This is a genomic window from Streptomyces djakartensis (assembly GCF_014651075.1).
In the GTDB taxonomy this organism is placed as follows: domain Bacteria; phylum Actinomycetota; class Actinomycetes; order Streptomycetales; family Streptomycetaceae; genus Streptomyces; species Streptomyces djakartensis.
This window is the reverse complement of record NZ_BMWE01000006.1, coordinates 206,840-231,471: the sequence shown is the minus strand read 5'-3', so window position 1 is coordinate 231,471 and position 24,632 is coordinate 206,840. Positions and strand designations below refer to the sequence as shown.

Annotated in this window: 24 protein-coding genes; 11 read left to right on the top strand and 13 right to left on the bottom strand. The window is 72.3% G+C overall.

The window, feature by feature from the left end:
* Positions 1 to 48: 48 nt before the first annotated feature.
* From IE212_RS12695 to IE212_RS12675, 5 genes are all read right to left on the bottom strand, one after another.
* Entirely contained in the window at positions 49 to 327 is a 279-nt protein-coding gene (locus IE212_RS12695) for a hypothetical protein (RefSeq protein WP_190197895.1), read from the bottom strand.
* 83 nt (positions 328 to 410) lie between these two features.
* Positions 411 to 692 carry a hypothetical protein gene (locus IE212_RS12690; protein WP_190197894.1) on the bottom strand — a complete coding sequence of 94 codons (282 nt, stop codon included), beginning with the start codon at positions 690 to 692 and terminating at the stop codon, positions 411 to 413.
* A gap of 245 nt (positions 693 to 937) precedes the next feature.
* Complete coding sequence (locus IE212_RS12685; protein WP_190197893.1) at positions 938 to 1,204, bottom strand: hypothetical protein; 267 nt, start codon at positions 1,202 to 1,204, stop codon at positions 938 to 940.
* Positions 1,205 to 1,440: 236 nt separating this feature from the next.
* A complete protein-coding gene (locus tag IE212_RS12680) occupies positions 1,441 to 1,707 on the bottom strand; it encodes a hypothetical protein (RefSeq protein WP_190197892.1) in 267 nt (88 codons plus the stop codon).
* 220 nt (positions 1,708 to 1,927) lie between these two features.
* Positions 1,928 to 2,194: a hypothetical protein gene (locus tag IE212_RS12675; RefSeq protein ID WP_190197891.1), complete on the bottom strand. Its 267-nt coding sequence runs from the start codon at positions 2,192 to 2,194 to the stop codon at positions 1,928 to 1,930.
* A gap of 317 nt (positions 2,195 to 2,511) precedes the next feature.
* Between IE212_RS12675 and IE212_RS35525 the strand changes: the two genes are divergently transcribed.
* On the top strand, positions 2,512 to 3,069 hold the full coding sequence (locus IE212_RS35525) for a chaplin (RefSeq protein ID WP_190197890.1): 558 nt from the start codon (positions 2,512 to 2,514) through the stop codon (positions 3,067 to 3,069).
* A gap of 69 nt (positions 3,070 to 3,138) precedes the next feature.
* Here the strand turns inward: IE212_RS35525 and IE212_RS12665 are convergent, their stop codons facing one another.
* The 4 genes from IE212_RS12665 to IE212_RS12650 form a co-directional block, all read right to left on the bottom strand.
* Positions 3,139 to 4,005, bottom strand: a complete 867-nt coding sequence (locus IE212_RS12665; protein WP_190197889.1) for a tyrosinase family protein — start codon at positions 4,003 to 4,005, stop codon at positions 3,139 to 3,141.
* On the bottom strand, positions 3,989 to 4,471 hold the full coding sequence (locus tag IE212_RS12660) for a tyrosinase family oxidase copper chaperone (protein WP_190197888.1): 483 nt from the start codon (positions 4,469 to 4,471) through the stop codon (positions 3,989 to 3,991). The genes IE212_RS12665 and IE212_RS12660 overlap by 17 nt, the downstream gene beginning before the upstream one ends.
* 145 nt (positions 4,472 to 4,616) lie before the next feature.
* Positions 4,617 to 5,201 carry a hypothetical protein gene (locus IE212_RS12655; protein WP_190197887.1) on the bottom strand — a complete coding sequence of 195 codons (585 nt, stop codon included), beginning with the start codon at positions 5,199 to 5,201 and terminating at the stop codon, positions 4,617 to 4,619.
* A 209-nt stretch (positions 5,202 to 5,410) separates the two neighbouring features.
* Positions 5,411 to 6,157: a hypothetical protein gene (locus IE212_RS12650; protein WP_190197886.1), complete on the bottom strand. Its 747-nt coding sequence runs from the start codon at positions 6,155 to 6,157 to the stop codon at positions 5,411 to 5,413.
* Positions 6,158 to 6,414: 257 nt separating this feature from the next.
* On the opposite strand from IE212_RS12650, the gene IE212_RS12645 reads away from it, so the two are divergent.
* The 8 genes from IE212_RS12645 to IE212_RS12610 are packed head-to-tail and all read left to right on the top strand — an operon-like array spanning position 6,415 to position 15,786.
* Positions 6,415 to 7,506, top strand: coding sequence for a DUF3344 domain-containing protein (locus IE212_RS12645; RefSeq protein WP_190197885.1), 1,092 nt, complete (start codon positions 6,415 to 6,417; stop codon positions 7,504 to 7,506).
* Positions 7,507 to 7,556: 50 nt separating this feature from the next.
* On the top strand, positions 7,557 to 8,768 hold the full coding sequence (locus IE212_RS12640) for a glycosyltransferase (protein ID WP_190198008.1): 1,212 nt from the start codon (positions 7,557 to 7,559) through the stop codon (positions 8,766 to 8,768).
* Positions 8,765 to 10,192 carry an exopolysaccharide biosynthesis polyprenyl glycosylphosphotransferase gene (locus IE212_RS12635; RefSeq protein ID WP_190197884.1) on the top strand — a complete coding sequence of 476 codons (1,428 nt, stop codon included), beginning with the start codon at positions 8,765 to 8,767 and terminating at the stop codon, positions 10,190 to 10,192. Before IE212_RS12640 ends, IE212_RS12635 begins: the two co-directional genes overlap by 4 nt.
* Positions 10,193 to 10,197: 5 nt before the next feature.
* Positions 10,198 to 11,544 (top strand): O-antigen ligase family protein, encoded by a 1,347-nt coding sequence (locus IE212_RS12630; RefSeq protein WP_190197883.1) that lies wholly within the window; start codon positions 10,198 to 10,200, stop codon positions 11,542 to 11,544.
* Entirely contained in the window at positions 11,541 to 13,235 is a 1,695-nt protein-coding gene (locus IE212_RS12625; RefSeq protein WP_190197882.1) for a lipid II flippase MurJ, read from the top strand. The genes IE212_RS12630 and IE212_RS12625 overlap by 4 nt, the downstream gene beginning before the upstream one ends.
* Positions 13,219 to 13,983 (top strand): polysaccharide deacetylase family protein, encoded by a 765-nt coding sequence (locus IE212_RS12620; RefSeq protein WP_190197881.1) that lies wholly within the window; start codon positions 13,219 to 13,221, stop codon positions 13,981 to 13,983. Before IE212_RS12625 ends, IE212_RS12620 begins: the two co-directional genes overlap by 17 nt.
* A gap of 1 nt (position 13,984) precedes the next feature.
* Entirely contained in the window at positions 13,985 to 15,133 is a 1,149-nt protein-coding gene (locus IE212_RS12615) for a glycosyltransferase (protein WP_190197880.1), read from the top strand.
* The gene (locus IE212_RS12610) at positions 15,130 to 15,786 is read left to right on the top strand and encodes a YveK family protein (protein WP_190197879.1); all 657 of its coding nucleotides are present in this window, start codon (positions 15,130 to 15,132) and stop codon (positions 15,784 to 15,786) included. Before IE212_RS12615 ends, IE212_RS12610 begins: the two co-directional genes overlap by 4 nt.
* Before the next feature lie 23 nt (positions 15,787 to 15,809).
* Here the strand turns inward: IE212_RS12610 and IE212_RS12605 are convergent, their stop codons facing one another.
* Positions 15,810 to 17,075 (bottom strand): glycoside hydrolase family 26 protein, encoded by a 1,266-nt coding sequence (locus IE212_RS12605; RefSeq protein ID WP_190197878.1) that lies wholly within the window; start codon positions 17,073 to 17,075, stop codon positions 15,810 to 15,812.
* Positions 17,076 to 17,244: 169 nt separating this feature from the next.
* Here IE212_RS12605 and IE212_RS12600 point away from each other — a divergent pair, with 169 nt between their 5' ends.
* On the top strand, positions 17,245 to 18,531 hold the full coding sequence (locus IE212_RS12600) for a carboxylate--amine ligase (protein ID WP_190197877.1): 1,287 nt from the start codon (positions 17,245 to 17,247) through the stop codon (positions 18,529 to 18,531).
* Entirely contained in the window at positions 18,531 to 19,799 is a 1,269-nt protein-coding gene (locus tag IE212_RS12595) for an NAD(P)-binding domain-containing protein (RefSeq protein ID WP_190197876.1), read from the top strand. The genes IE212_RS12600 and IE212_RS12595 overlap by 1 nt, the downstream gene beginning before the upstream one ends.
* A gap of 306 nt (positions 19,800 to 20,105) precedes the next feature.
* Here the strand turns inward: IE212_RS12595 and IE212_RS35520 are convergent, their stop codons facing one another.
* The 3 genes from IE212_RS35520 to IE212_RS12580 all read right to left on the bottom strand — a co-directional run bounded on the left by IE212_RS35520 (position 20,106) and on the right by IE212_RS12580 (position 24,598).
* Positions 20,106 to 20,840, bottom strand: coding sequence for a chaplin (locus tag IE212_RS35520; protein WP_190197875.1), 735 nt, complete (start codon positions 20,838 to 20,840; stop codon positions 20,106 to 20,108).
* A gap of 237 nt (positions 20,841 to 21,077) precedes the next feature.
* Complete coding sequence (locus tag IE212_RS12585) at positions 21,078 to 21,884, bottom strand: ABC transporter permease (RefSeq protein WP_229864266.1); 807 nt, start codon at positions 21,882 to 21,884, stop codon at positions 21,078 to 21,080.
* 56 nt (positions 21,885 to 21,940) lie between these two features.
* A complete protein-coding gene (locus tag IE212_RS12580) occupies positions 21,941 to 24,598 on the bottom strand; it encodes a CocE/NonD family hydrolase (RefSeq protein WP_190197874.1) in 2,658 nt (885 codons plus the stop codon).
* Positions 24,599 to 24,632 lie beyond the last annotated feature (34 nt).

Sequence of the window (24,632 nt, the reverse complement as noted above, 5' to 3'; positions counted from 1 at the left end):
CGCGACTGGTGCCGACGACGAAGGCGCCTCGGCCGTCTCGGTCTGACGTCAGGACTTCTTGTCGGGGACGGAGAAGCTGCTGACGCAGGCGATCTGGCCACCCGAGGCAGGACAGCTCTGCGTCGAGTCGTTGACGACGGTGATGTTTCCGCGCTTGTCGCTGGTGACCTGGTACTCCCTCACCTGCGAACAGCGCGTGTAGCCGTTGCCGTTGTCGACGCACCCGCCGGCGCTGTCATCAGCGAAGGCCTGCACAGCTCCGGCACCGATCAGAGCGAAGCTCCCCAGTACACCCACTGCCGCCGCGATCTTCTTCGAATTGAACATCTGCCTTTTCCTTTTACCGTCGGCCCCCGTGACTGGACTGCGGTGGCGTTCCCGACACTTGGACCGGGAACGCCGAGAAGCGACTACCTGCCGGCGGGAACGGCCTGAGTGCACTCCACCGACTTGCGCTCGCTCTGGTCGACGAACTGGAGCCCGAGGGCGTTGACCACGACATTCACGTCGCCGACGTTGATGATCGAGAAGTTCGTCTCGTCCGCGGAGCACTTCTGGTTCTGCTGGTTCTGCTGGGGGTTGTCGGCCTTGGCCTTGGAGTCCCCGCCCGCGGCGTGGCCGACGCCGGCGCCCAGGAAGCTGACGCTGCCGAGCATGGCCACGGCGACTGCCGCCTTCTGGTACTTGCGCATTACTTCTCCGTTCTCGTTTCGTCGCAGTCAGTAACCGACTGACCGCGCACAGTTGTCAACTGTAGGGGATGTTTCAGGGTGTTGATGAGCGAAACACGCGTGATGCGTACTTCCCCAAAAGATCCATAATCTGTCATTTATACGGGCATACGAGTGACGACCCGAGCGTCCGCACCAAACAGGAACCCCGGGGCTCGAACACCTGGTTCGAGCCCCGGGGTGTGCCTTGGATCAGCTGCCAGTGATTACCGGCCGACGGTGAAGACCTGCGCGCACTCCACCGAGGTGCGCTCGCTCTGGTCGACAACCTGGAGGCCGAGGGTGTTGACCGGGGCGAAGCCTTCGAGCGTCTCGCTGCCCGTGATGTTGACCTCGTCCGCCGAGCACTTCTGGCTCTGCTTGTTGTCGAGCTTGACCTTCGGGTCCCCGTCAGCGTGACCGACGCCGGCACCCAGGAAGCTGACACTGCCGAGCATGGCCACGACGACCGCGGCCTTCTGGTACTTGCGCATTACGTCTCCGTTTCTCGTGTCGACACAGTCCGTTACGGCCTGGTCACCGACAGCACTCACTTTAGTGGGCGGTTTTCTGCTCTTTGCCGAGCGAAACGCCCATTGCTCTCTCATTTGGATAAATTCGGCACCGGGCGACACTCCGCGTGTGCGTCGCCGCGCCACACAACGGACAGACCCCGGGGCTCGAACACTCGGCTCGAACCCCGGGGCCTGGTTGGATCAGCTGCCAGTGATTACCGGCCGATGGTGAAGAGCTGCGCGCACTCCACCGACGTGCGCTCGCTCTGGTCGACAACCTGGAGACCGGCACCGTTGACCGGGGCGAAGACGGCGCCCGTCTCGCTGCCCGTGATGTTGACCTCGTCCGCCGAGCACTCCTGGCTCTGCTTGTTGTCGAGCTTGACCTTCGGGTCCCCGTCAGCGTGGCCGACACCGGCACCCAGGAAGCTGACACTGCCGAGCATGGCCACGACAACCGCAGCCTTCTGGTACTTGCGCATTACGTCTCCGTTTCTCGCGTCGACACAGTCCGTAATGGACCGGTCACCGACAGTCCTCACTGTAGGCGATGACTGCGGCTCCCGGGCGCACGAAACGCCCGTACGTGAAAAAACGCAATCCGTAATGAACCGGGACATATCTATGTCACCAAGCAGCAGGCCTCGGAGCTCGGGCAGCCGACTCGAGCCCCGGGGCCCACTTGGATCACCTGGTGGGTGATCAGCCGCCGAGCCCGAAGATCTGGGCGCAGTTCACCGTGTTGCGGTCGCTCAGGTCGTTGAACTGGAGGCCGGCGCCGTTGACCGGGGCGAAGACGGCGCCCGTCTCACTGCCCGTGATGTTGATCTCGTCCGCCGAGCACAGCTGAGTCTGGTCGCTCTCGAGCAGCTTGCGACCGTCGTCGCCGGCGTGGCTGACGCCGGCACCCAGGAAGCTGACGCTGCCGAGCATGGCCGCGACGACCGCGGCCTTCTGGTACTTGCGCATTACCTCTCCGTTTCATGAGTAGGCGCAGCCCGTAATGAGCTGAGCGCTGACGGTCATGAACATACGGTGCCGTTTGTCGGTTTTGATGATGAAACGCTCGAATGTCTAGATTTTTCGAGAGGTCGCAGGTCAGGGCACTGCGATCTGTCCCCCGGGTGGTCGAACCGGGTGGCCGGGTCCGGCGGCGCACGCATCTCGGGCAAAGAGGGTGATCCGGAGGTAGCTGCCGTGACCGGTGCGAAGCCGACGCGTTGAAGGGGAAGTGCGATCGCTCATTCCGCTACCGCACTCACCGAGTCAACAAGGAGAACGTCTCTATGTCTCGCATCGCGAAGGTCGGCACTCTCGCTCTTGGCGCGGGCGCCGTGGTGCTCAGCATGCCCGGTGTCGCCGCTGCGGACGCCGACGCCAAGGCCGCCGCCTTCAACTCGTCCGGCACCCTGTCCGGCAACGTGATCCAGGTACCGATCCACGCGCCGATCAACGTGTGCGGAAACACCGTCACCCTCGTCGGCGGTCTCAACCGGGCCGCCGGCACCGTCTGCGAGAACAACGACGGCGAGAAGAAGCACGAGTCGCGCGCCAAGAAGCAGCACAAGGCGGTCGACAAGCACGACAAGAAGAGCGTCAAGGCGCACGACGAGAAGCAGCACAAGGCGCACGACAAGAAGGACCTCGCGAAGGACCTCAAGAAGGACGTGCACAAGGACGTCAAGAAGGACGTGCACAAGGACGTTCACAAGGACGTCAAGAAGGACGACAAGGCGGGCGACAAGAAGGACGTCAAGGCGCACGACAAGAAGGACGACGGCAAGAGCGCCAAGAAGAGCGACAAGAAGCACGCCGAGAAGGCGCACCAGGGGTACGGCCACTGACGTCTGTCGTCGTCACCAGAGAGCCCCGGCGTCCTCGAACGCCGGGGCTCTCCTCTTGGACGTGCTCACTCACCCGTACCGGTAGATCCGGCCGACGTCCTCGAGCTCGTCCGGCGACACGTCCCACGGCGGCAGCCTCTGGTGCCGGGCCACGATCCGGGCGTGCTGCTCGTCGCCGGGGCCGGGTGGTGTGGCGGGGAGGTAGCGGGCTCCGCGGTGACGCCGTTGCCAGCGGTACCACTGCAGGTCGACGTAGGCGTGGTGCAGCCAGAAGACAGGGTCGTTGACGGAGGCGGCACCGAGCATGGCCCCGCCGACCCAGCGGTGCACTCGGTTGTGATTGCGCCAGGAGGTCTTGCCCCGGCCGGTGCCCCAGCCCTCCAGTCTGTTACGGAATCCTCGTGTGACCGTCGAGTCCCAGGGCGCCACGTCGTAGGCGGGTTCCTTCAGCGCCCACTCCAGTTCCCTCTTCGTGGGCAGGTCGACCGGGGCTCGCGGGTTGCCGAGGTCCCGGGTGAGGAACTTCTCGTCGGTCACGCTCACCCTGATGGGCCAGTTTCCCTGCCGATAGGCGAACGGGCCTGTCATCACCTGGCGGTCGGACCGGCGCCCGTTGCCGCCGAGAAGGTCCGCCGTCCAAGGGACGGAGGTGGTCGTGCGGTCGCGTGTCCAGTCCCAGTACGGCAGGGTCACCGACGGGTCCACTCGGCGCAGCGCGCGCTCCATCTCGAGCAGGAACTGGCGGTGCCAGGGCAGGAAGGAAGGCGCCATGTGCGCGGTGCGCAGTCCGCGTTCGCCGTCGGAAGCGAAGTGCGCGATGTGCATCCGCACGAACTCGTCGTACTCGCCGCGCCGTTTGAGTTCCAGCAGCGCGTTGACGAACCGGCGCTTCTCGGCCCTGGTCAGCGTGGAGGCGTCTTTACGCACGTACGCCATGCTGATGATCCCTGTTCTGGTTCCCACCGTCCACCGGTCGCCGGCCGGGACCGAGTTCATCGACGGCGGCGCGGGCCGCATCGAGCGGTGTCGGGTACGAACAGTAGTGGTCCACCATGCTCAGCCAGGTGCCGTCGGCACGGCGCATCAGATGCAGGGGGCGGCCGTCCACGGTGACATGCCACCGGCCGGCCTCGGCCGTGCCGCATCCGGGGAACCACCGACCGCTGATGCGGCGGCCGCGGTAGGCGACGTCGAAGGCCGTGTCCCCCGGGGCGGTCCCGGGCCGGGGGGTCCGAGGCCGGGGGGCCGCGGACGCCGAGGTCAGGGCGGCGAGGAGTGCGCACGAGTACAGTCCGCGCGCCAGTTCCCGCCGTGTTCCGCCCACGGCCGCGGGCCGTGCCGGGTCCGGTGCCCCGTCCTCGGCACCCACCGGCACTCCGCCGGCGCTGACGCTGACGACCATGGCTCGCTCCTCGTCCGGTTCGGTTGATCCGTAGCCGTAACCGCCGAACGCCCCACGCGGTCACCCCCGCGCGGCAACTGCCGTACACAAAGATGTCGGCCCTCGGACTTGCCGAGGGCCGACTCCGTACGCGGGGGGCGTAGCCCTACATCCACAGATTGCCGCGCAGCGGCTTGGCCTCGTTCACCGCGGCCGCGGTCTCCTTCACCGTGGGGAGCAGCGACTTGCTGCCCGTGGCGCTCGCCTCGAGGGGGAGCTTGGTCTTCACGCCGCCGTTGAGGTCCGTGGCCGCCAGGTCGGGGGCGGTCTGCGGAGCCGGGGCCGCAGCCGGAGCACTCTCGGCGGCAGGGGCCTGGGCGGGAGCCGGGGCGCTCTGCGGGGCGGGAGCCGGGGCCGGGGCGCTCTGCGGGGCCGGGGCGGCGGCCGGGGCGGGAGCGCTCTGCGGGGCGGGGGCCGGAGCCGGGGCGCTCTGCGGAGCCGGAGCCGGAGCCGAAACCGGAGCCGGAGCGGCCTGGGCGGCGGGCGCCGCAGCCGGGGCGCTCTGCGGAGCCGGAGCCGAAACCGGAGCCGAAACCGGAGCCGGAGCGGCCTGGGTGGCGGGCGCCGCGTCAGGGGCGCTCTGTCCCGGGGCGGCCAGGGTGGGAGCGGTGTTGTGGGCGAACGCCGGCGTGGCGGCCGTGGCGGCGATCAAGGACCCGGCAAGGACGGCGGCAGCCTTCAGGGACTTCATCGTGTTCCTTTCTTCGGCAACGCGTGTCACCGGAGGGGGATTCGTTCGCCGTGCCTAACGAGCCGCCGGCGAGGCGGAAACCGGAGACGCCGAAGATCGCGAGTTCTCATATCAAATCCCGGAACGCGACGCAGGAACGAGAACAGTCGTGGTGCCACCCTGATGGGCGGCACCACGACTGAACGGGCGGGAGCCGTGTCGCACGGCGGTTACGAGTCCAGTAGCGCCGACGTGATCGCGGGGAGCGTGACGGGCGACAGCGAAGGCGGCGACGTCAGTGGCCACAGGCTGGGCAGCGTCGTCGGTTCGGGCTTGGCCTGCTCTGCCGGGTCTCTGTCGATCAGCGCGTCGATGAGGTCGTCCACCTCGCTCAGCAGGTCGTCGACCGAGGGCGGTGACGCGGTGTCGGATTCGGACGTCTCGTCAGGGGCGCCGAGCGCCGACAGGAGGTCGTCGACGGCCTGCTCCACCTCGTCCAGCGCGCTCTCCAGGGTGTCCGACGCGTCGCTCGGTGATTCGGTGGCGGCCGCGACGGGAGCCGACGGCAGTGCGACAGGGGCCGACGGCAGTGTGACGGGATCCGACGGCAGGACGTCCGTCGCCGGGGCCGACGTGCTCGGAGTGGCTGCCTCCATCCGGATCTTGGCGGCCATCTCGGCCAGAGCCGCCTTCGCGGCCTCGGCCACCTTTCTGGCCTCGGCGGCGGTCAGTTGGCCGTTGTTCGCTTTGAGCGCGGCGACCAGGAGGTCGACCACCGGGGCGAATTCGTCCCCGTAGAGCTTTCTGAGCTGTTCGAGTCGCGCATCCGTGTCAGTGGGCCGCGCACCGGGCGATGACGCCGCATGGCGATGCTCGGGGGCCGGTTCGGCCGCCATGGCGGCGGGGCCGGCGATCCCGACCAGGAGAGTGGCGCACAGTGCGCTGGAGGCGATGCGCCATGCGGGCAGAGCGCACATGGGGGATTCCTTTCGACGGTTTGGATCTTGAGCCCACCGTGAAAGCAACCGTGGCTTCCCGCAACCGCTCACGCTCCGTCGGGTTAACACCCTGTCAGTACGATTCCGACACACGTGCCAGATATCTTCGAATTTCATAGCCTATGTCCGATTGTTGTCTAGAGTTGCGAACCGCCCGACGCACTCCTCAGCGCGGACACCTCGCACTCGTGGCGCTGCCGCCACGGCCACCTGTTCCGAAAGGGCATTGACCGGTCATGCGCCATAGCCTGGGCCCGCTGTTCCGTCGTGCGACCGTGGGCGTTCTCAGCCTTGCCGCCGTGTGGGCGGCCAGTAGCTCCCCGATCGCCGCTCCGGCCGCGCCACCCGCGCCGGAGTCGGACAGCATCGCCTTCACCGAGCGGTACCGCGCGCTGCAACACGGCGGCATCGCACGCGCGGCCAACTCGTCGATCACCTGCCGCGCCGCCGAGACGTCCTCCTGCACGGACGTGCGGGGAGGCAAGCACGGAGTGAACGGCGACTTCGACATGTTCTACATCGACGTCGACCGCGACCCGAACACGTACAACGCCTCCCGCGGGGAGGTCCGCCTGCCCACCGGCTCCCGGGTGACGTACGCGCGCCTGTACTGGGGCGGCAACCTGCGCGTGGGCGAACAGAAGCCACCGGAGGACAACGGGCGGGTACTGATCGCCGAACCCGGCGGGGAGTACAAGGAGGTCCTCGCGGACACGGTTGTCGGCCACCGCGTGACGGACAGCGCCGACGCCTTCCAGGCCTCGGCGGACGTGACGCAGCTGGTGCGCGAGAGCGGGCCGGGCCTGTACACCGTGGCGCAGGTCAACGTGGCCATGGGCCAGTCGCCGGCCGGGGCGTGGGGCGGCTGGACGCTGGTGGTCGCGTACGAGAACCCGTCGGAGCCGCTGCGGCACCTCTCGCTCTGGGACGGTTTCGTACCGCTGTCCGGCCCGGCGCCGGAGGTCCGGTTGCGTGATGTCGGCTTCGCCGCCGACGCGTGGGGGCGTGCGGGTCTGGTGGCGTACGACGGCGACCGTGGCGCGACCGGCGACTCGCTCACCCTGACGGCCGGCGAGTCCGGGTCCGCCATCGCCCTCGGCAACGGCGCCAACCCCGAGGACGACGTCCTGAACTCGACCATCAGCGAGCCCGGCGACGACGCGGCGCGTGTGCCCGCGTACGCCAACACCCTCGGCTACGACTCCGATGTGTTCGACCTCGCGAAGAGCCTGCGGAACGCCGGTGACCAGATGACCTTCCGGCTCCGTACGCAGCGGGACGCCGCGTGGGCCGGCGTGCTCTTCGCCGCCGTCGACGCACGACGGTGAGTTCGTTGCCGGTCTCCGAGACCATCACCGCGAACGAGGAATCCGAGCGCATGCACCCGTCGCCCACCGCCCCTCCCCCGAGAGTCCTGCACCTCACCCAGCCGGTGGACGGCGGCGTCGCACGCGTCGTGGCGGACCTGGTCCGGGCGCAGTTGTCGGAGGGCCTGGACGTCACGGTGGCCTGCCCCGACAGCGTTCTCACCACGAGACTGCGGACCTTGGGCGCGCGGGTGCGGCACTGGCACGCGACACGGTCGCCGGGCGCGTCGCTCGTCCGGGAGGTACGGCACCTGGCACGGGTGATCGACGAGGTACGGCCCGACCTGGTGCACGCGCACAGCGCGAAGGCCGGCCTCGCCGGACGGCTCGCGGTACGCGGGCGGATCCCGACGGTCTTCCAGCCGCACGCCTGGTCGTTCGAGGCGGTCGGCGGAGGCACCGCCGCCCTGGCGCTCAGGTGGGAACGCTGGGGAGCGCGTTGGGCCTCACGTGTGCTGTGTGTGAGTGAGGCCGAGCGGGCGACCGGCGTGGACGCCGGGATCACCGGCCGGTGGACCGTCGTCCCCAACGGCATCGACCCCGACCGCTTCCACCCGGCCGCCGCCGGCACCGCGCGGGCCCGGCTCGCGCCGCTCGCCGGTGTCCACCCGGCGGCTCCGCTCGCCGTGTGCGTGGGGCGGCTGTGCCGGCAGAAGGGACAGGACGTCCTGCTGCGGGCCTGGGAAGCCGTCGTGCAGAGGGTGCCCGAGGCCCGTCTCGTCCTGGTCGGCGACGGCCCGGACCGCGACCGGCTCCGCGAAGAGGCCCCGGAATCCGTGGTGTTCGTGGGAGCGGTCCCCGACGCCTCCCCCTGGTACCAGGCCGCCGATCTCGTCGTCCTGCCGTCCCGCTGGGAGGGCATGGCCCTGGCGCCGCTGGAGGCGATGGCCTGCGGGCGCCCCGTGGTGGTCACGGACGTCGACGGCGCCCGCGAGAGCCTGCCGCCCTCCTTCGCGGCCCGGTGCCTTGTTCCGCCGGAGGACCCGGCGGCGCTGGCCGGGGCCGTCACCGAGCTGCTGGCGGCCCCGCTGCTGCGCGAGACGCTCGGCGACCAGGGCCGCCGGCACGTGCTGTCCACCCACGACGTGCGGCACACCGCTGAGGCCGTCTCGGACGTCTATCGCGACCTGCTCGGCCCGTGGACCGCGGCCGCCCCCGGTGCCGAGCACCGGGCGACGCAGCGCGTCGAGCCCATCGAGTACAGGGAGTCCATCCACTCGTGACCGCCGAACGTACCCTGCCCTCCCCCGGTGTACCGCCGCGGGGCCACGGATCCTCACCAGTCTCGGTCATGCCGCCGCGCGGTACCGCCGTCGGCTTCCGGCTGTCCGCCCCACGGCGCCCGGCACGGCCGCCCTCGCCCGTGCCACTGCTCCTCGCGGACGGCGCCGCCGCTCTGGCGGGGGTGCCGGCGCTCGCCGGTGCGCGTCCCCTGCCACTGCTCGTCGTCTCGCTGGTCGTCTTCTCCCTGCTGCTGCGCCGGCACGACGGACGGCCGCCGGTACCGGGGCTGCTGGAGGAACTGCCCGCCGTGTGCGGCCGGGTCGCGGTGGCCTGGCTGGCGCTCGGGGCGCTCCTGGCGGCGTACCGGCCGGAACAGGCGCTGTCCCCCGGTGCCGTGCTGACGGGTCTCGCCTCGCAGGTGGCGGCCGCCTGTGTGCTGCGCGGGGCCGTGCACGCGCGACGGCGCGCCGCACTGGTGCGCCATCCGCGCGCCGCTCTCGTCCTCGGCCCGGCGGCGACCGCGCAGCGCGTGGCCGCCGCCGTACTGCGTCACCCGCGGTGCGGGGTGAGGCCGGTGGGGATCGTCGCCGAGCAGCCGGACGGGAGCGAGAGCCTTCCGGTGCTGACGACGGCCGAGGAGGTCGAGCGTGCGGTCATCCAGAACGGGGTGCGGGCGGTGCTGGCCGTTCACCCCTCCGTCCGGGCCGAGCAGGAGCCGCTGCTGCGGGCGCTGGCGGAGTCCGGCTGCGCGGTGTGGGAGGTCGACGCCGGCTCCCCGTCGTACGCGGCGCGGGAGCGGCTGGCCGGTTTCCCCTGCCGGCGTCTGGACATGTCCCCGGTCCGGCGCGGCAGCGCGGGCAAGCGGGCGCTCGACATCCTCGTGTCGGGGTCGCTGCTGCTGCTGGTCAGCCCGGTGCTGCTGGCCTTCGCCGTGACGCTGCGCATCATGGACGGGCCGGGCGTGGTGTTCCGGCAGGAGCGCATCGGCAAGAACGGCGAGGCGTTCACGCTGCTGAAGTTCCGCACCCACCGCCCGGTCGACGAGCACGAGTCGGCGACCCGGTGGAGCGTGGCGAACGAGAACGAGATGCGCTGGTTCTGCCGGATGCTGCGGCGCACCTCGCTCGACGAACTGCTGCAGCTGTGGAACGTGCTCCGGGGTGACATGAGCCTGGTCGGGCCGCGGCCCGAACGCCCCTACTTCGTCGCGCAGTTCGGCCAGGCCTACCCCGGTTACGCGCTCCGCCACCGGATGCGGACCGGCATCACCGGCCTCGCCCAGATCCACGGGCTGCGCGGCGACACCTCGATCGAGGACCGCTGCCGGTTCGACAACGCGTACATCGACGACTGGTCCCTGTGGCAGGACGTCTGCATCCTGCTGCGCACCGCGGCCACGGTGGTACGGCCGACGGGGAGCTGAGCCTGTTGAGCCTCGCCCTTGCACCGCTCCCCCACCGGGTCGCCGCGTCGGCGCCGGCCCTGGCCGTGATGGCCGTACCCGCCGTGCTGGCCCTGCCGCTGACCCCGGACGGCGCGGGGCCCGCCGACGTGCTCTCCGGGCTGGTCGTCGTGTACTGCGTGATCCGTCTGCTGCGTGAAAGGCGGCGCCCGCTGACGCCCACCGCGGCCCTGGTGCTGGGCCTGCCGGTGGTGGGGCTCGCGCTCGCCGCCATGGGGGCGTTCTCGTCCCAGGCCGGGCTCACCGGCCTCGGACGCTATCTGCAGACCTTCGTGCTCGTTCCGGCGGCCGTGCTGCTGCTGCTCCGCGACCGGGCCGGCTTCCGGATGGTGGCCTGGTCCTTCGTGGGGCTCGGTCTGTGTCAGGGGGCCGTGGGCGTGCACCAGTTCGTCACCCGGACCGGCGCCTCCTACCAGGGCGAGAACATCCGGGCGGTGGGCACCTTCGGGCCGCACGACGTGATGGGGATGGCGACGACTGTCTCGCTGGGCCTGGTGTGCGCGGTCGGGATCGCGCTGGGCCGGGTGCCGGTACGGCAGCGGATCCTGGCCGCCGGGTGCGCGTCGGTCCTGCTGCTGCCGCTGGCGCTCTCCTTCAGCCGGGGCGCCTGGATCGCTACCGTCCTGACGTGCACCGTGCAGCTGGTGCTGGCCGGGTTGCGGCGCGCCCTCAAGGTCGCCGGGGCCGCGGTCGCCGCGGGCGTGATCCTGGTGGGCGGGTTCGGCGTGGGCTCGGCGCTGCTGCAGCAGCGGATCGACAGCATCGCCCAGGTCACCGAGGCCCCCGACCAGTCCGTCGTCGACCGGTACACCCTGTGGGCGGCCGCCACGGACATCTGGCGTCTGCACCCGCTGACCGGTGTCGGGCTGAAGGGCTTCCCCGAGTACCGGGACGGGCACGCCACGCTGGCGCTGTCGTCGGGCAGCGAGACCGACGGGGCGGGCGTGGCGTACCAGCGGCAGCCGCTGTTGTCTCCGCACAACATGTACCTGCTGGTGCTGAGCGAGCAGGGCCTGATCGGGCTGCTCGCGCTCGCCGGGGGCTGGCTGGCGCTGCTGGTGTGCGGGGTGCGGCGGCTGCTGCGCGTCCGCGACCGCGGACCGGGGCTCGACTGCGGGCTCGTCGCCTGCGGACTGCTGCTCTGGCTGCTGACCGACTTCGTGTACGGGGACATCGGCGGTCCCGCGACCGTGCTGATCGCCGTGGCCATGGGGCTCGTGGCGTGGTGGGCGCTGGCCGGTCACGGCGAGGCGCCCGCCGATGTGCCCCGGGGCGGGGTGCGGGAGCCCGCCGAGGAGGCCCTGGCCCGATGACCGTGGTGCCCTCGAAGTCCCCCCGGTCCGAAACGGACGGCGCGGTGACCGTGCCCCAGGCGCGTGCCGCCTCCAAGGCCGGGGAGGGTTCCGACCCGGCCTCGGCTCCCGTCTCCGGCAGCTTCCTGGCCAGGGCCGCGCTGGTCACGGCGTCGCTGTCCATCGCCGGTTCGCTGCTGGGCCTGGTGCGCGACCAGTCGCTGGCGCGGCTGTTCGGCGCCGGCAGTGACACGGACGCCTTTCTGGTCGCGTGGACCGTTCCGGAGTTCGCCGCCACGCTGCTCATCGAGGACGGGCTGGCGATCGCGCTGATCCCGGCGTTCAGCATGGCGCTGGCCCGCCGGGCCCGGGGCGCCCCGGGTGACCCGGTCCGTGCCCTGGTCGGCGCCACCCTGCCCCGGCTGTGCCTGGCCCTCGCCGTGGTGGCCGCCCTGGTCGCCGGCACCGCCCCCCATCTGGTCAAGGCCCTCGCACCGGGTCTGCCCGACCCGCCGCTCGCCGCCGACTGCACCCGGATCACGGCGGTCTGCGTGCTGGCCTTCGGGCTCGCCGGGTACTGCAGTGCCGCCCTGCGCGCCCACCGTTGCTTCCTCGCGCCGGCCGCCATCTACGTCGTCTACAACACCGGCATCATCGCCGCGATGTTCCTGCTCGGCGAAGGCTGGGGCGTGCGCTCCGCCGCGGTCGGGGTGGCGGCGGGCGGCTGTCTGATGGTGGTGGTGCAACTGCCGTCGCTGTGGCGCCGGCTGGCGTCGCGTACGTCGCCCCCGGCCGGTACCGGGAGCGACGTGGAGGAGCGGCCGATGCAGCTCGCCCTGGTCGCCGCGGTGCTCCTGTTCGCCCTGTGCCGCCAGTCGCAGGTCCTCGCCGAACGCTTCCTCGCCTCCGGCCTGCCCTCCGGCGCCATCTCGCACCTGAACTACGCGCAGAAGGTCGCCCAGATCCCGATGACGCTGTCGCTGATGGTGTGCACCGTCACCTTCCCGGTGGTGGCGCGGGCGCTCGCGGACGGCGACACGGCGCGGGCGCGCAGCCGCGTGGAACGGGATCTGGCGCTCGCCGCCTGTGTGGTGCTGCTGGGCGGGTGCGCGGTGATCGCCTGCGCCCCCCAGATCATCGAACTGCTCTTCGAGCGGGGGGCGTTCACCGCGAGCGACACCGAGGCGACGGCGGACGTCATGCGTGTGTACGCCCTCGGACTGCTGAGCCAGACCCTGGTGGGCGCCCTCGTGCGCTCGTACTTCTCGGCGGGCCGGGCCAGCTGGTACCCCCTCGGCGCGATGACGGCGGGCATCGCCGTGACGTCCTTGTTCGGCGCCGTGACCGTACGCCCCTGGGGGGTGGCGGGGATCGCCGCCGCCAACGCCCTCGGCATCACCGTCACGGCGGCCCTGCTGCTCGCCGGGCTGCGCGCGGGGCGGCCGGACAGCCCCCACAGCGTCTCGGTCCGGGTCCGGCAGGTCCTGGCCGAGCTGAGCAGACTGGTGTGCGCCGCGGTCGCCGCCACCGCCGCGGGGGCGTTCGCCGCGAGCCGCCCGCCGTCCCCGGCGGTGGGTCTGGCGGCCGGCCTGCTGACCGTGACTCTCGTCTTCGTTCCGCTCGCCTGGGCCCTCGGTGCCCAGGGCTCCGCGTCCGCTCTGCGCTCCCTACGCGCCGTCACACGAAGGCTCCCACATGGCCGCTTCCGTTGATTCCCTCGACGCCGTCAGACCCCCGGCCCCGTCCAAGGGCACGGTCCCCTGGGTGGCGATGTACCACTCGGTGGGCGACTGCTCGGACGACCCGTACCGCATCACGGTCACGCCGGAGCGGCTCGACCGGCAGCTGGCCTGGCTGCGCCGGCGCGGGCTGCGGGGCGTGTCCATGACGGAGCTGCTGACCGCCCGCGCCCGGGGCGAGGGCGGGAACCTGGTCGGGCTGACCTTCGACGACGGATACGCCGACTTCGCCACCGAGGCCCTGCCGCTGCTGCGCCGCCGGGACTGCGGAGCCACCCTCTTCGTGCTGCCCGGGCAGCTCGGCGGCGACAACGCCTGGGACCCGCTCGGCCCGCGCAAGCCGCTGCTGACCGCTGACGGCATCCGGCGGGTGGCCGCCGAGGGCGTGGAGATCGGCTCGCACGGGCTGACCCACCTCGATCTCACCAAGGCCGACGACGCCACCCTCAAGGCCGAGGTCGCCGACAGCCGCGCCCGGCTGGAGGAGCTGACCGGCACCCGGGTCGACGGCTTCTGCTACCCGTACGGGGCGGTCGACGCCCGTGCTGTCGCGGCCGTGCGGGAAGCGGGGTACGCCTACGCCTGCGCCATCGACCCCGGCCCGCTGAGCGGCCCGCACGCCCTGCCGCGCGTGTACGTCGGCCAGCACGACACGGCCTGGCGGCTGCGCCTCAAGCACGGGCTGCACCGGCTGCGCCGCCGCCCGGTGGAGGGCCTGTGAGATGAGAGCCCTGCACATCATCACCGGGCTCGGCGTCGGCGGGGCCGAGCAGCAGCTGCGTCTGCTGCTGCGGCACCTCCCCCTCGACTGCGACGTCGTGACACTCACCAACCCCGGTGCGGTCGCCGAGGGCCTCGCCGCGGACGGCGTCCGAGTCACGCATCTCGGCATGGGCGGCAACCGTGACCTGGCCGCGCTGCCGCGCCTGGTCCGGCTGATCCGCGCCGGCCGCTACGACCTGGTGCACACCCACCTGTACCGGGCCTGCGTCTACGGCCGGCTCGCCGCACGCGTCGCCGGGGTCCGGGCGATCGTCGCCACCGAGCACTCCCTGGGCGACTCGCAGATGGAGGGCCGCAGGCTGACGGCAGGGGTGCGCGGGCTGTACCTGGCGACCGAGCGGCTCGGCTCGGCGACGGTCGCCGTCTCCTCGACGGTGGCCGACCGTCTGCGGCGCTGGGGGGTGCCCGCGCCCCGCATCGAGGTCGTCCCCAACGGCATCGACCTGGACCGCTTCGTCTTCGATCCGCAGCGGCGCGAGCACACCCGCCGGCAGCTCGGCCTGCCCGAGGGCGCGTGGGTGGTCGGCGGCGTCGGCCGGCTCACGCCGGGGAAACGCTTCGACGTCCTCGTCCACGCGCTCAGCCGGCTCCCCGACGACCACTGGCTGCTGCTGGTGGGCGGCGGCCCCGAGGAGCACGCGCTGCGCCGCACGGCCCACGAGGCCGGGGTGTCCGACCGCGTCGTGTTCACCGGCGAACGCCCCTATCTGCCCGACGGATCACCCGGCCCCGACCTGCCCTCGCTCACCTCGGCGATGGACCTGTTCGCGTCCCCGTCCACGGAGGAGGCCTTCGGCCTGGCGGCCGTGGAGGCGCTGGCCTCCGGTCTGCCCGTGCTCTACGCCTCCTGCCCGGCGATCGAGGATGTGCGGCCCTCCGCCGCCGGTGTCCGGCGGGTGCGCGGCGGGCCCGAGGCGTACGCCCGCGCGATCGCCGAGGTCCGCGCGGCCGGCGCCGGGCCGCGCACGGCCTCGGAGGTCGCGCGCCACTACAGCATCACCCACTGCGCCGCCCGTCTGACGGACGTGTACGCGGCAGCGGTCTCCAGTCCGCCGTCCCCCTCACCTCTGGGAGCCACCCCCTCATGACCGACACTCCGACCCGTCAGCGCCGTCTCTCCCTCGCTCGTCTCAAGGGACTTCCCCTGTGGTCCGTGCTCGCGGCGGGCACCCTCGCCGGGGGGCTGCTCGGCGGTTCGTACGGCGTGCTCACCCCGGCGACGTACACGGCCACCAGCTACGTCATCGCCGTGCCGAACGACAAGTCCTCCCCGGACGCCGCCCTCGGTTTCGCGCAGGCCTACGGCCGGGTCGCCACGCAGCTCGCGGTGCTCGGGGACGCGCAGGTGTGGGCGGGTGTGCCGGTGCGCACCCTGCAGCGCAGTGTGCGCACGTCGACGTCGCCGGACGCGCCGATGGTCGCCGTCTCGGCCACCTCCTCGAGCCCCGGCCTCGCCGTCGACATGGCCAACGCGGTCACCCGGGCGCTGACCCGGCACGCGGACGCCGGCCGGGGCAACACCCGCGTGCGGCTCGTGCAGTTCTCGCGCGCCGTGGAGCCCAGTGAGCCCACGTCCGCGTCAACGGCCGTGACCGGGCTGGTGGGTGCCAGCGCGGGCGGTCTGCTGTGCGGCCTGGCCCTGCTGGCGCGGCCGAGGAGGTCGGGCCAGGACGACGATGCCGCACCGGCCCCCTCGGTGCCCGGCCCGGCCGCCGCCGCCGATGTGCGCGGACAACGGTGACGACGGCGGGCCCGGCCGGACTTCTACCACCACTCGAAGCGGAGGCAGAGCCTGCCTCCGAGCCACTCCTCCACCCAGCTGCCCAGGTCCAGCGGCGTACAGTCCGCCGGGGGCGGCGGTGTGCCGGGGTCGGTCGGTTTCGGCGTGGGCGTCAGAGGCTGGGACGCCCCGTCGGTACGGCCGTAGAGGGTGGAACGGTAGACGTGGGCCGACTTCGGGTTGGCCCTGCACTGCCACACACCGTGCGGGCAGTAGTCGGTGATCGTGTTGTAGAGCGGCCTGTGCTTCTCGATCCAGTCGAGCATCCTCCGCATGTACTCGGGATTGTCACCGTTCCGGAAGAGCCCCCATTCCGGGTAGGAAACCGGTTTTCCGTGAGCCTTCGCGAAATCCACGTGGGCCTGCAACCCGTATGGCTCACGCACCTGCTGATCGAACGACATTCCGGTCGGCTGGTCATAGGAATCCATCCCGATGATGTCGACCGTGTCGTCCCCCGGATAGCACCTCGTCCAGGGAACGGCGTCGTGGCCACGGCTCGGCGTGAAATCGAACCGGAACTTCTGGCCGGGCACGGAACGCATGGTGGTGACGATCCTGTTCCAGTACTTCTTCCAGGACTCCGGGTCCGGCCCACAGCGATGGGTGTACGTGGTGCCGTTCATCTCCCAGCCGAGCACGATGACGGTGTCCGGCACCTTCAGCTCCACCAGGCGCTCGGCGAGGACCCGGAAGTGGTGATCGAACTCCCCCGCCGCGCCCTGCCGCAGCAGCTGCCGGACCTCGCTGTCCGGAACGCCCTCCTCGTTGCGCTCCTGCATGGGGACGTTGAGGACGAGCATCCGGTTGGGCTTCTTGTTGCGCCAGTCCGCCCACACGGGCAGGAAGTCGGCGGAACCCTCGATGTCGCGCCAGCGGTGGCCCGGCAGATAGGTGTGGCCGGCGCGCAGTTCAGCACCGCCCAGCCAGTGGCTGAACAGGGGCAGCCGGGCCACGCCACGGGCGTCGGACTTGAGGAAGACACCGTAGGCCGGGGCTTCCCCGCCCGGCACCGGTGTGGTGGCCGGCGCGGCCTGCGTCGAAGGGACGGGGGCGGCCGGCGGGGTGAGGGCCGAGGGCGAGGCCGCGGGCGCCGGCGGGGTCGGTGCCGGGGCCCGCGGATCGGCGGCCCGCGCCACCCCCACCCCCACCCCCGTCGCGAGGCCGGCCGCCAGGGCGGCCGTCGTGGCGACCGCTGCCACGCCCAGGGCCAGCCGGCGGATTCCGGCCCGCTTCTGCTGTGGGGCCATGCCTGCTCCTTTCTTCGCTCTCGTCCGGAGTGCTGCCGCGATTTTCGCTATTGACGGGCAATCATATGAAAGCCAGTCACGGAAAGACCTACGGCGCCACTGCCGTTGCGGCTTTCGAGTGCTGGTCTCGCCCGTGCGGGTGAGCCGATCGAAGAGAAAGAGAGAATTCGTGTCGCTGCTCGACACCCGTGTCCCCGCTGTTGTGCTGCGGATCGACCGGAACCCCTTTCACCACGGAACGCTGGGGGCCGCGCGTTCCCTCGGCAGGGCGGGAGTGGAGGTACATGTCGTCGCGGATTCCGTGGGAAGTCCCGTCGGGGCGTCACGTTATGTACGCCACATGCATTCCCCACCGCCCCCCGGAGCATCCCCAGCGGACATCCTGGCCGTGCTGCGTCAGGTGGCCGAGCGGATCGGCCGCCCCGCCGTCCTGGTGCCGATGGACGACGCCGGCGCGATCGCGGCGGGCCGGATGCGGGACGAACTCGCGCCCTCCTACCTGCTGCCGGCGATGCCGGGCGGACTGGCCGAACGCGTCGCCGACAAGGCGGAACTGGCCGCCGTGTGCGCGGCCACCGGGGTCCCGCACCCGACGACGCTGACCCCGGACAGTCCGGCGGAGGTCGCCGACGCCATGCGGCAGCTCGGGCTGCCGGTGGTGGCGAAGTGGAGCCGGCCCTGGCTGCTGCCCGCCGGCGGCGCTCTGCGCAGCACGACGCTGGTGCGGTCCGTGCGGCAGGCCCGTGACCTGCTGCTGCGCACCGACGAGGCGGGCAGCCGGCTGCTGCTCCAGGCGTACCTGCCACCGGGACCGGACCGGGACTGGTTCTTCCACGGCTACGCCGACCACTCGGGCACCGTGCGCGCGGGCGGGCCGGGCCGCAAGCAACTGTCCTGGCCGCGTGGGGCGGGCCTGACCGCGGTCGGCTGCTGGACACCCAACGCGGAGGTCCAGGCGCTGGCCGAGCGGCTGACCGGCGAACTGGGCTACCGGGGCATCTTCGACCTCGACTTCCGCCGCTGCGGCACGACGGGCCGCTACCACCTGCTCGACTTCAACCCGCGCACCGGCGCCCAGTTCCGGCTCTTCGCGGACAGCGCGGGGCTGGACGTCGTACGGGCCCTCCACCTGGACCTGACGGGCCGTCCGCTGCCGGACGGCGCCCCGGCGAACGGGCGGACGTTCGTGGTGGAGAACTACGCGCCGCTGGCCGCGCTGCGCGCTGCGCCGGGCGGGCGCGAACTGGCCTGGTACGCCGCGGACGACCGCTCCCCCGGACGGGCCATGTGGGCCCTGTGGTGCCGGCATGTGTCCCGCCGGCTCCGCGAGCGGCTGGGCCCGCCCGCGGCGGCGCCGGTGACGGCGAGGGCGTCGCGGCTGATCCCCCGGGCGGCCTCGCCGGCCTCGCCGGCCTCGCCCTCCCTGACCGACGACAACGAGAAAGCGAGCAGTTGATGGTGTACGACCTTCTGGTGGTGGGAGCGGGCCCGTACGGCCTGTCGATCGCGTCCCACGCCGCGGCCGCCGGGCTGAATCTGCGCGTCTTCGGCCGGCCCATGGCGTCGTGGCGGGACAACATGCCCCGCGGCATGTTCCTCAAGTCGGAACCCTGGGCGTCCAACCTCTCCGACCCGGACGGGCGGTGGCGTCTGGACGTCTACTGCGCGGAACAGGGACTGACGGCACGTCACGCGAAGCCGATCCCCGTCGAGGCGTTCGCACAGTACGGCCTGTGGTTCGCGCGCCATGCCGTGCCGGAGGTCGACGAGCGCACCGTGACCCGGGTGGCGGCCGGGCCCGGGGGCTTCACGGCGGTCACCGAGGACGGCGAGGAGGTGCACGCGCGGACGGTGGCCCTCGCGGTCGGTGTGATGCCGTTCGTCGAGGTGCCGCAGACGCTGCGCGCACTGCACCCCGCGCTGGTGACGCACAGCAGCCACCACAGCGACCTCGACCGCTTCCGCGACAAGGACGTCACGGTCATCGGCGGTGGCCAGGCCGCCCTGGAGACGGCGGCGCTGCTCGCCGAGCAGGGCACCCGGGTACGGGTGCTGGCGCGGGCGGACCGGCTGGTCTGGAACGACGTGCCGCCGCCCTGGGAGCGCCCCTGGTGGCAGTCGGTACGCTCCCCGCACAGCGGCCTCGGCCCCGGGTGGAAGAACTGGTTCTACTCCGAGCGCCCGGGCCTGTTCCGCCGTCTGCCGGAGCCGACCCGGGCACGCATCGCGACCACGGCGCTGGGACCGGCGGGCGCCTGGTGGGTCCGGGACCGGGTGGAGGGTGTCGTGGAACTGCTGCCGGGCCACGAGGTCACGGCCGCCCGCGCGGTACCGGGCGGGGTGCGGCTGGACACCACGAACCGTGCGGGTGCCTCGCGCAGCCTGGAGACCGAACACGTCATCGCCGCGACGGGGTTCCGGGCGCGCTGCGACCGGCTGGGGCTGCTCTCCGCCGAGTTGCGCGGAACGCTGGCCGCGCTGCCCGACGGTTCTCCCGCGGTCGGGCACGGCTTCGAGTCCTCGTACCCCGGCCTGTTCCTCGCGGGTCTGGTGACGGCCTCGGGCTTCGGCCCGGCCATGCGTTTCGTCCAGGGCGCGTCCTTCACGGCGTCGACCCTCGTCCGGGGAGTGCGCCGCCGGCTCGGGGCGAAGCCGGCGAGCGGCACCGTCCCCGCGCCGGTGAGCGGCAGCCGGATCGAGTCGGCGTCGCCGGTACGCCCCTGACGGTCGGCGCGCGGTGGACCAGGGGCCGCCGGCGGCGACGGAGCCGTCGGCGGCCCGCGCTGGTGCCGGGAACGGCGCTCGGGAGGTGAGGTGCCGGGACGGCAGACACCCCCCGGAGCATGGTCGACGGGGGGTGCGGAAGAGGTTGTCCGGGAGGCCGGGGGCCCGCACCGGGGCGATGGGCGAGCGCCCGGGGCGGCGCCGGTGTGGTCCCCGGACCGGCTGGGACTGCCTCGGGTGGCGGCAGGCGCCGGTCCGGGGCGGGGCGCGGATGCCGGACGGGTCGCGTCCGGCACCCGGGAACGGCTACCGGGACCAGGTGGTGCGGCCGCGGCGGTACAGCAGCACCCCGCCGGCCAGCAGGGCGGCGCTGGCGGCCGAGGCGGCCAGCGCGGTCTCACTGCCCGTTTCGGCCATCTGAGGGGGCTGCTTGCCGGGCTCCTCCCCGGGCGGAGTGGAGGACGGCGTCTCGCCCTTCTCCCCGGGCGAACGCGGGGTTTCGGGCGTCTTCCCGTCGTGCGGGGCGGGAGGGTTCTTGGCCGGGGGCTTGCGGTCCTCACCCGGCTTCGAGGAGTCGTCCTCGTCCTCGCCGTAGCCGCCGTCGCCGTCGTGGCCGCCGTACGAGCCGTTGTGGCAGGAGTTCTTGGCCGCCTCGTTGCCCACCGCGAGGCCCTCGACGCCGTTGCCGCACGCGTTCAGCGGCACCTCGATCGGCACCTGCACGACGTTCCCGGACCCGATGCCGTAGGCGCCCTTCGAGACCGCGGACGCCTCCGCGCCGTAACCCTTCGACTTGTGCGAGGTGTTCCGGCAGGCGTTGCCGAACGACTCGCTGAGCGCCGCGAACACCTCGACGGTGTTGCCGCACAGGTTGATGGGCACATCGATCGGCACCTGCACGCTGTTCCCGGACAGCGTGCCACCGGAGTCCTTCGTCACTCCCGACGCCTCGGAGTCAGCGAGGGCGGGGCTGCCGTACAGGGACAGAATCCCCGTGGCGGCGGCCGCCGCGAACGCTCCCTTGCTCAGGGTTTGTCGCATTGCAGTTGTCCTCCTGCTTGAAGAATCGGGGCTGCCCCATCAACCCGGCGCAGAAGAAATGGGTTGCGCATATTCACCCGGTTGGCCCGCGCCGCACGGCGAGCCGGACCACGCGGCGCGGGGAACCCGGCCGTGATCGGTCCCGGCGGCGGTCCGCCTGGGCGTCGGCGAAGCAGGCGGCCACGGCGGTGACCTGGAAGCGGCTCGGGGCGGCGCGCAGGGTGCTGTGGAGGTGACCTACGAGACGACGTCCTTGCGGGCGAAACCGCGGAAGGCCAGGGCGAACAGCACCAGCGCGTACGTTACGGAAATCGACGTGCCCTGGATCATGTCCACCCACTCCAGCCGGGGCCGGACGGCGCCGAGCCAGGCGTACTGCCAGTGCGCGGGCAAAAAGTGGCGCCAGTCGCCGAGGGCCGTCACCTCGTCGAGGACGCTGCCGATGATGGTGAGGAACACCGCGCCGCCGACCGCGCCGAGCGGGGCGTCGGTGCGGGTCGACAGCCAGAACGCCAGTGCCGCGGTGACCAGTTGGGACACCATGATGTACGCGACGACGATCAGCAGGCGCTGGGCCGCCGTGCCGGTGGGCAGGGTGCCGCCGGTGGGCAGCTGGAGCGGGCCCCAGCCGTAGGCGGCCGTGCCGACGACGAGGGCGACGACCGGCAGCAGGACCATGGCGGCCAGGCTGAGCGTGAGGCCCACCGCGAGCTTGGACTGAAGCAGCCGGGCCCGGGGCACGGGGGCCGCGAGCAGGTAGCGCAGGGAGGACCAGCTCGCCTCCGAGGCGACCGTGTCACCGCAGAACAGGGCGACGGGGATGACGAGCAGGAAACCGGCGCCGGAGAAGAGGTTGACCGCGGCGAAGTTGGCTCCGGACGCGGTCGCCGTGTCCATGAGGTTGACGCGGTTGTTGTTGCCGCCCGGGTCGCCGCCGACCTGGAAGGCGATGAGCAGGATGACCGGCAGGGCGGCCAGGACGCCGCCCATGACCATCGTGCGGCGCCGCTTCAGCTGCCGGACCAGCTCCACGCGGAACGGCAGGGTACGGCCCGCGCGCTAGCCGTCGGCGACCTCGGCGGGCGGCTCGGCGAGCGTGCTCATGCTTCGGCTCCGATCAGGGTGAGGAAGGCGTCCTCCAGGCGGCGGTGCGGGCCGACGGACGTGACCGCCACGTCCAGTCGTACGAGGTCGGCGACCAGGCGCTGCGGGGTGCCGTCGGCGTCGAGCCGGACCAGCAGGCCCTCGTCGGCGCGCACGGCCGAGGCGACGCCCGGCAGGGCCGTGACCTTCTCCAGCACCGGCTCGTCCACGGGCGTCGCCGTACCCACGAGGAGCGTGTCGCCCGAGCCGACGATGTCCTCGACCGGACCAGCCTGGACGAGCTGCCCGTGGTCCATGACGACCAGGTGGGTGCAGGTCTGCTCGACCTCCGCGAGGAGATGGCTGGAGACGATCACCGTGCGGCCGGCGGCGGCGTAGCGGATCATCACCTCGCGCATCTCGCGGATCTGGGGCGGGTCGAGGCCGTTGGTCGGTTCGTCGAGGATGAGCAGGTCCGGCAGGCCGAGCATGGCCTGGGCGATGGCGAGGCGCTGGCGCATGCCCTGGGAGTAGGTGCGCACGGCGCGGGCGAGGGCGTCGCCCAGGCCCGCGATCTCCAGGGCCTCCTCCAGGTGCGCGTCCTCGGCGGGGCGGCCGGTGGCGCGCCAGTACAGCTCCAGGTTCTCGCGGCCGGACAGGTGGGGCAGGAAGCCCGCGCCCTCCACGAAGGCGCCGACCCGGGACAGGACCGGGGCGCCGGGGCCGATGGCGTGCCCGAAGACGCGGATCTCGCCGCCGTCGGGCTTGATGAGGCCCATCAGCATGCGCAGGGTGGTGGTCTTGCCCGCGCCGTTGGGGCCGAGGAGGCCGAGGACCTGGCCCTTGTCCACACGGAAGGAGAGGTCCTTGACGGCGTACCGGTCCGACGCCTTGGCGTAGCGCTTGGTCAGGTCGGTGATCTGGAGTGGGACTTCGGCGAGCGCGGGGTCGGGCGGGGCGGGGGCGGCCGTGCGGCGGCGGCCCGTGAGGACCAGCGCCAGGGCGATGCCCGCGCCGGCGAGCGGCAGCCACCACACCCAGGCGGGCAGCCCGGCCTGGTCGTCCCGCTGGCCGAGGGCCGAGGGGACCGACAGGTCGCCCTTGAGGGAGACGGTGTACTTCGCCGGGGCGGTCGGGGAGGCGTAGCCCAGGTCCGTGGAGGCGAGGACCAGGCGCAGCCGGTGGCCGTCTTCGATCTCGTGGTCGATCGCCGGGAGGGTGATGCGGACGTCCTTGCCGGACTTGGCGCCCTCCACACGGATGGGGGTGACGAGCTGGGAGGGCAGCACCTGCTGGGTGCCGCCGCCGGGGCCGACGTCGTAGAGCTTCGCGAAGAGCACGGCGTCGTCGCTGGTGGACCTCACGTGCACGGTGGCGGTGGGCGAGCCGGTGATCTGCAGGTCCTCGCGCTGCGGCGCGGACTCGAACGCGGCGAACTGGCCGGGGAAGTCGAAGGAGACGCCGGCGCCGAGGGTGGAGAGCTGACTCAGGCCGCCGGCGCCGCCGAGGCCGGGCAGGGCGGAGACGCCGGGCGGGCTGGCGCCGGGCGGGTTGTCGAAGCTCTGCTCGCGGCCGGCCAGTGCGACGGAGCGCCGCTTGCCCTCCAGGCCCGGGTAGCGGTCCGAGGTGACGCCGGTCAGGCGGGGTTCGCCGTCGCCGGAGCCGGTGCCGAGGGTGCGGGTGACGCGGAAGGCGGGTCCGGTGTCGACGCCCTTGTCCTGCTTCAGGTAGCGGTCGAACCAGGACTTCACGCGCCCCTGGACACGGCCGCTCTCCCTGTCGCCGCCGTCGTGTCCGCCCGCGATCCAGTCGACGCCGACGGGGGCGCCGGTCGCGCGGATGGCCTTCGCGGCCTGGTCGGCCTGGCCGAGCGGGAACAGGGAGTCGGACTGGCCCTGCGTCAGCAGGGTCGGCACCTTGATGTTCTCGCCGACCGCGGACGGCGAACGCTCCTGGAGCAGCTCGCGCGCCTCGGCGTCGGGCGTGCCCGACTCGGCGACCCGCTCGAACATCCGGCACAGCGCGGGCTCGAACCTCTCGCAGCCGCCGCCGGAGTTGACGAACATGCCGGCCCACAGCTTCTTGAACACGCCGTTCGGGAACAGCGCGTCGGCGAGGTTCCAGTAGGTGATCGCCGGGGCGATGGCGTCGACGCGGGGGTCGTGTCCCGCCGTGAGCAGGGCGATGGCGCCGCCGTAGGAGCCGCCGGCCATGCCGACGCGGGGGTCGCCGGGCTTGTCGAGCTCGACCTGGGGCTGCTTCGCCAGCCAGTCGAGGAGCTTCGAGACGTCGGCGACCTCGCCCTTCGGGTCGTTCAGCCCGATCTTCCCGGTCGACCTGCCGAAGCTGCGGGCCGACCAGGTGAGGACCGCGTAGCCGTCCCGGGCGAGGTTCTCGGCCTGCTGCCGTACGTCGTTCTTGCTGCCGCCGAAGCCGTGCCCGAGCAGGACGGCGGGGCGGCGGCCGGCTCCGCCGGAGGTGAAGTACGAGGTGTCGACGCGCACGCCGTCCGCTGTGCCGAGGAGCCGGTCGGTGCGGCGGACCGGGGCGGTCTCGTCGCCGGCGACGGCCGTCCACGTCCCCGCGCCCGCGAGCACGACGACGGCGGCCCCGGCGGCGAGGAGCCGCCGGGGCCGCCGCAGCAGCCCGTGCAGTCCGGGCAGTCGAAGATCCATGCGTCAACGGTACGGGGTGAACCTGTCGAACAGT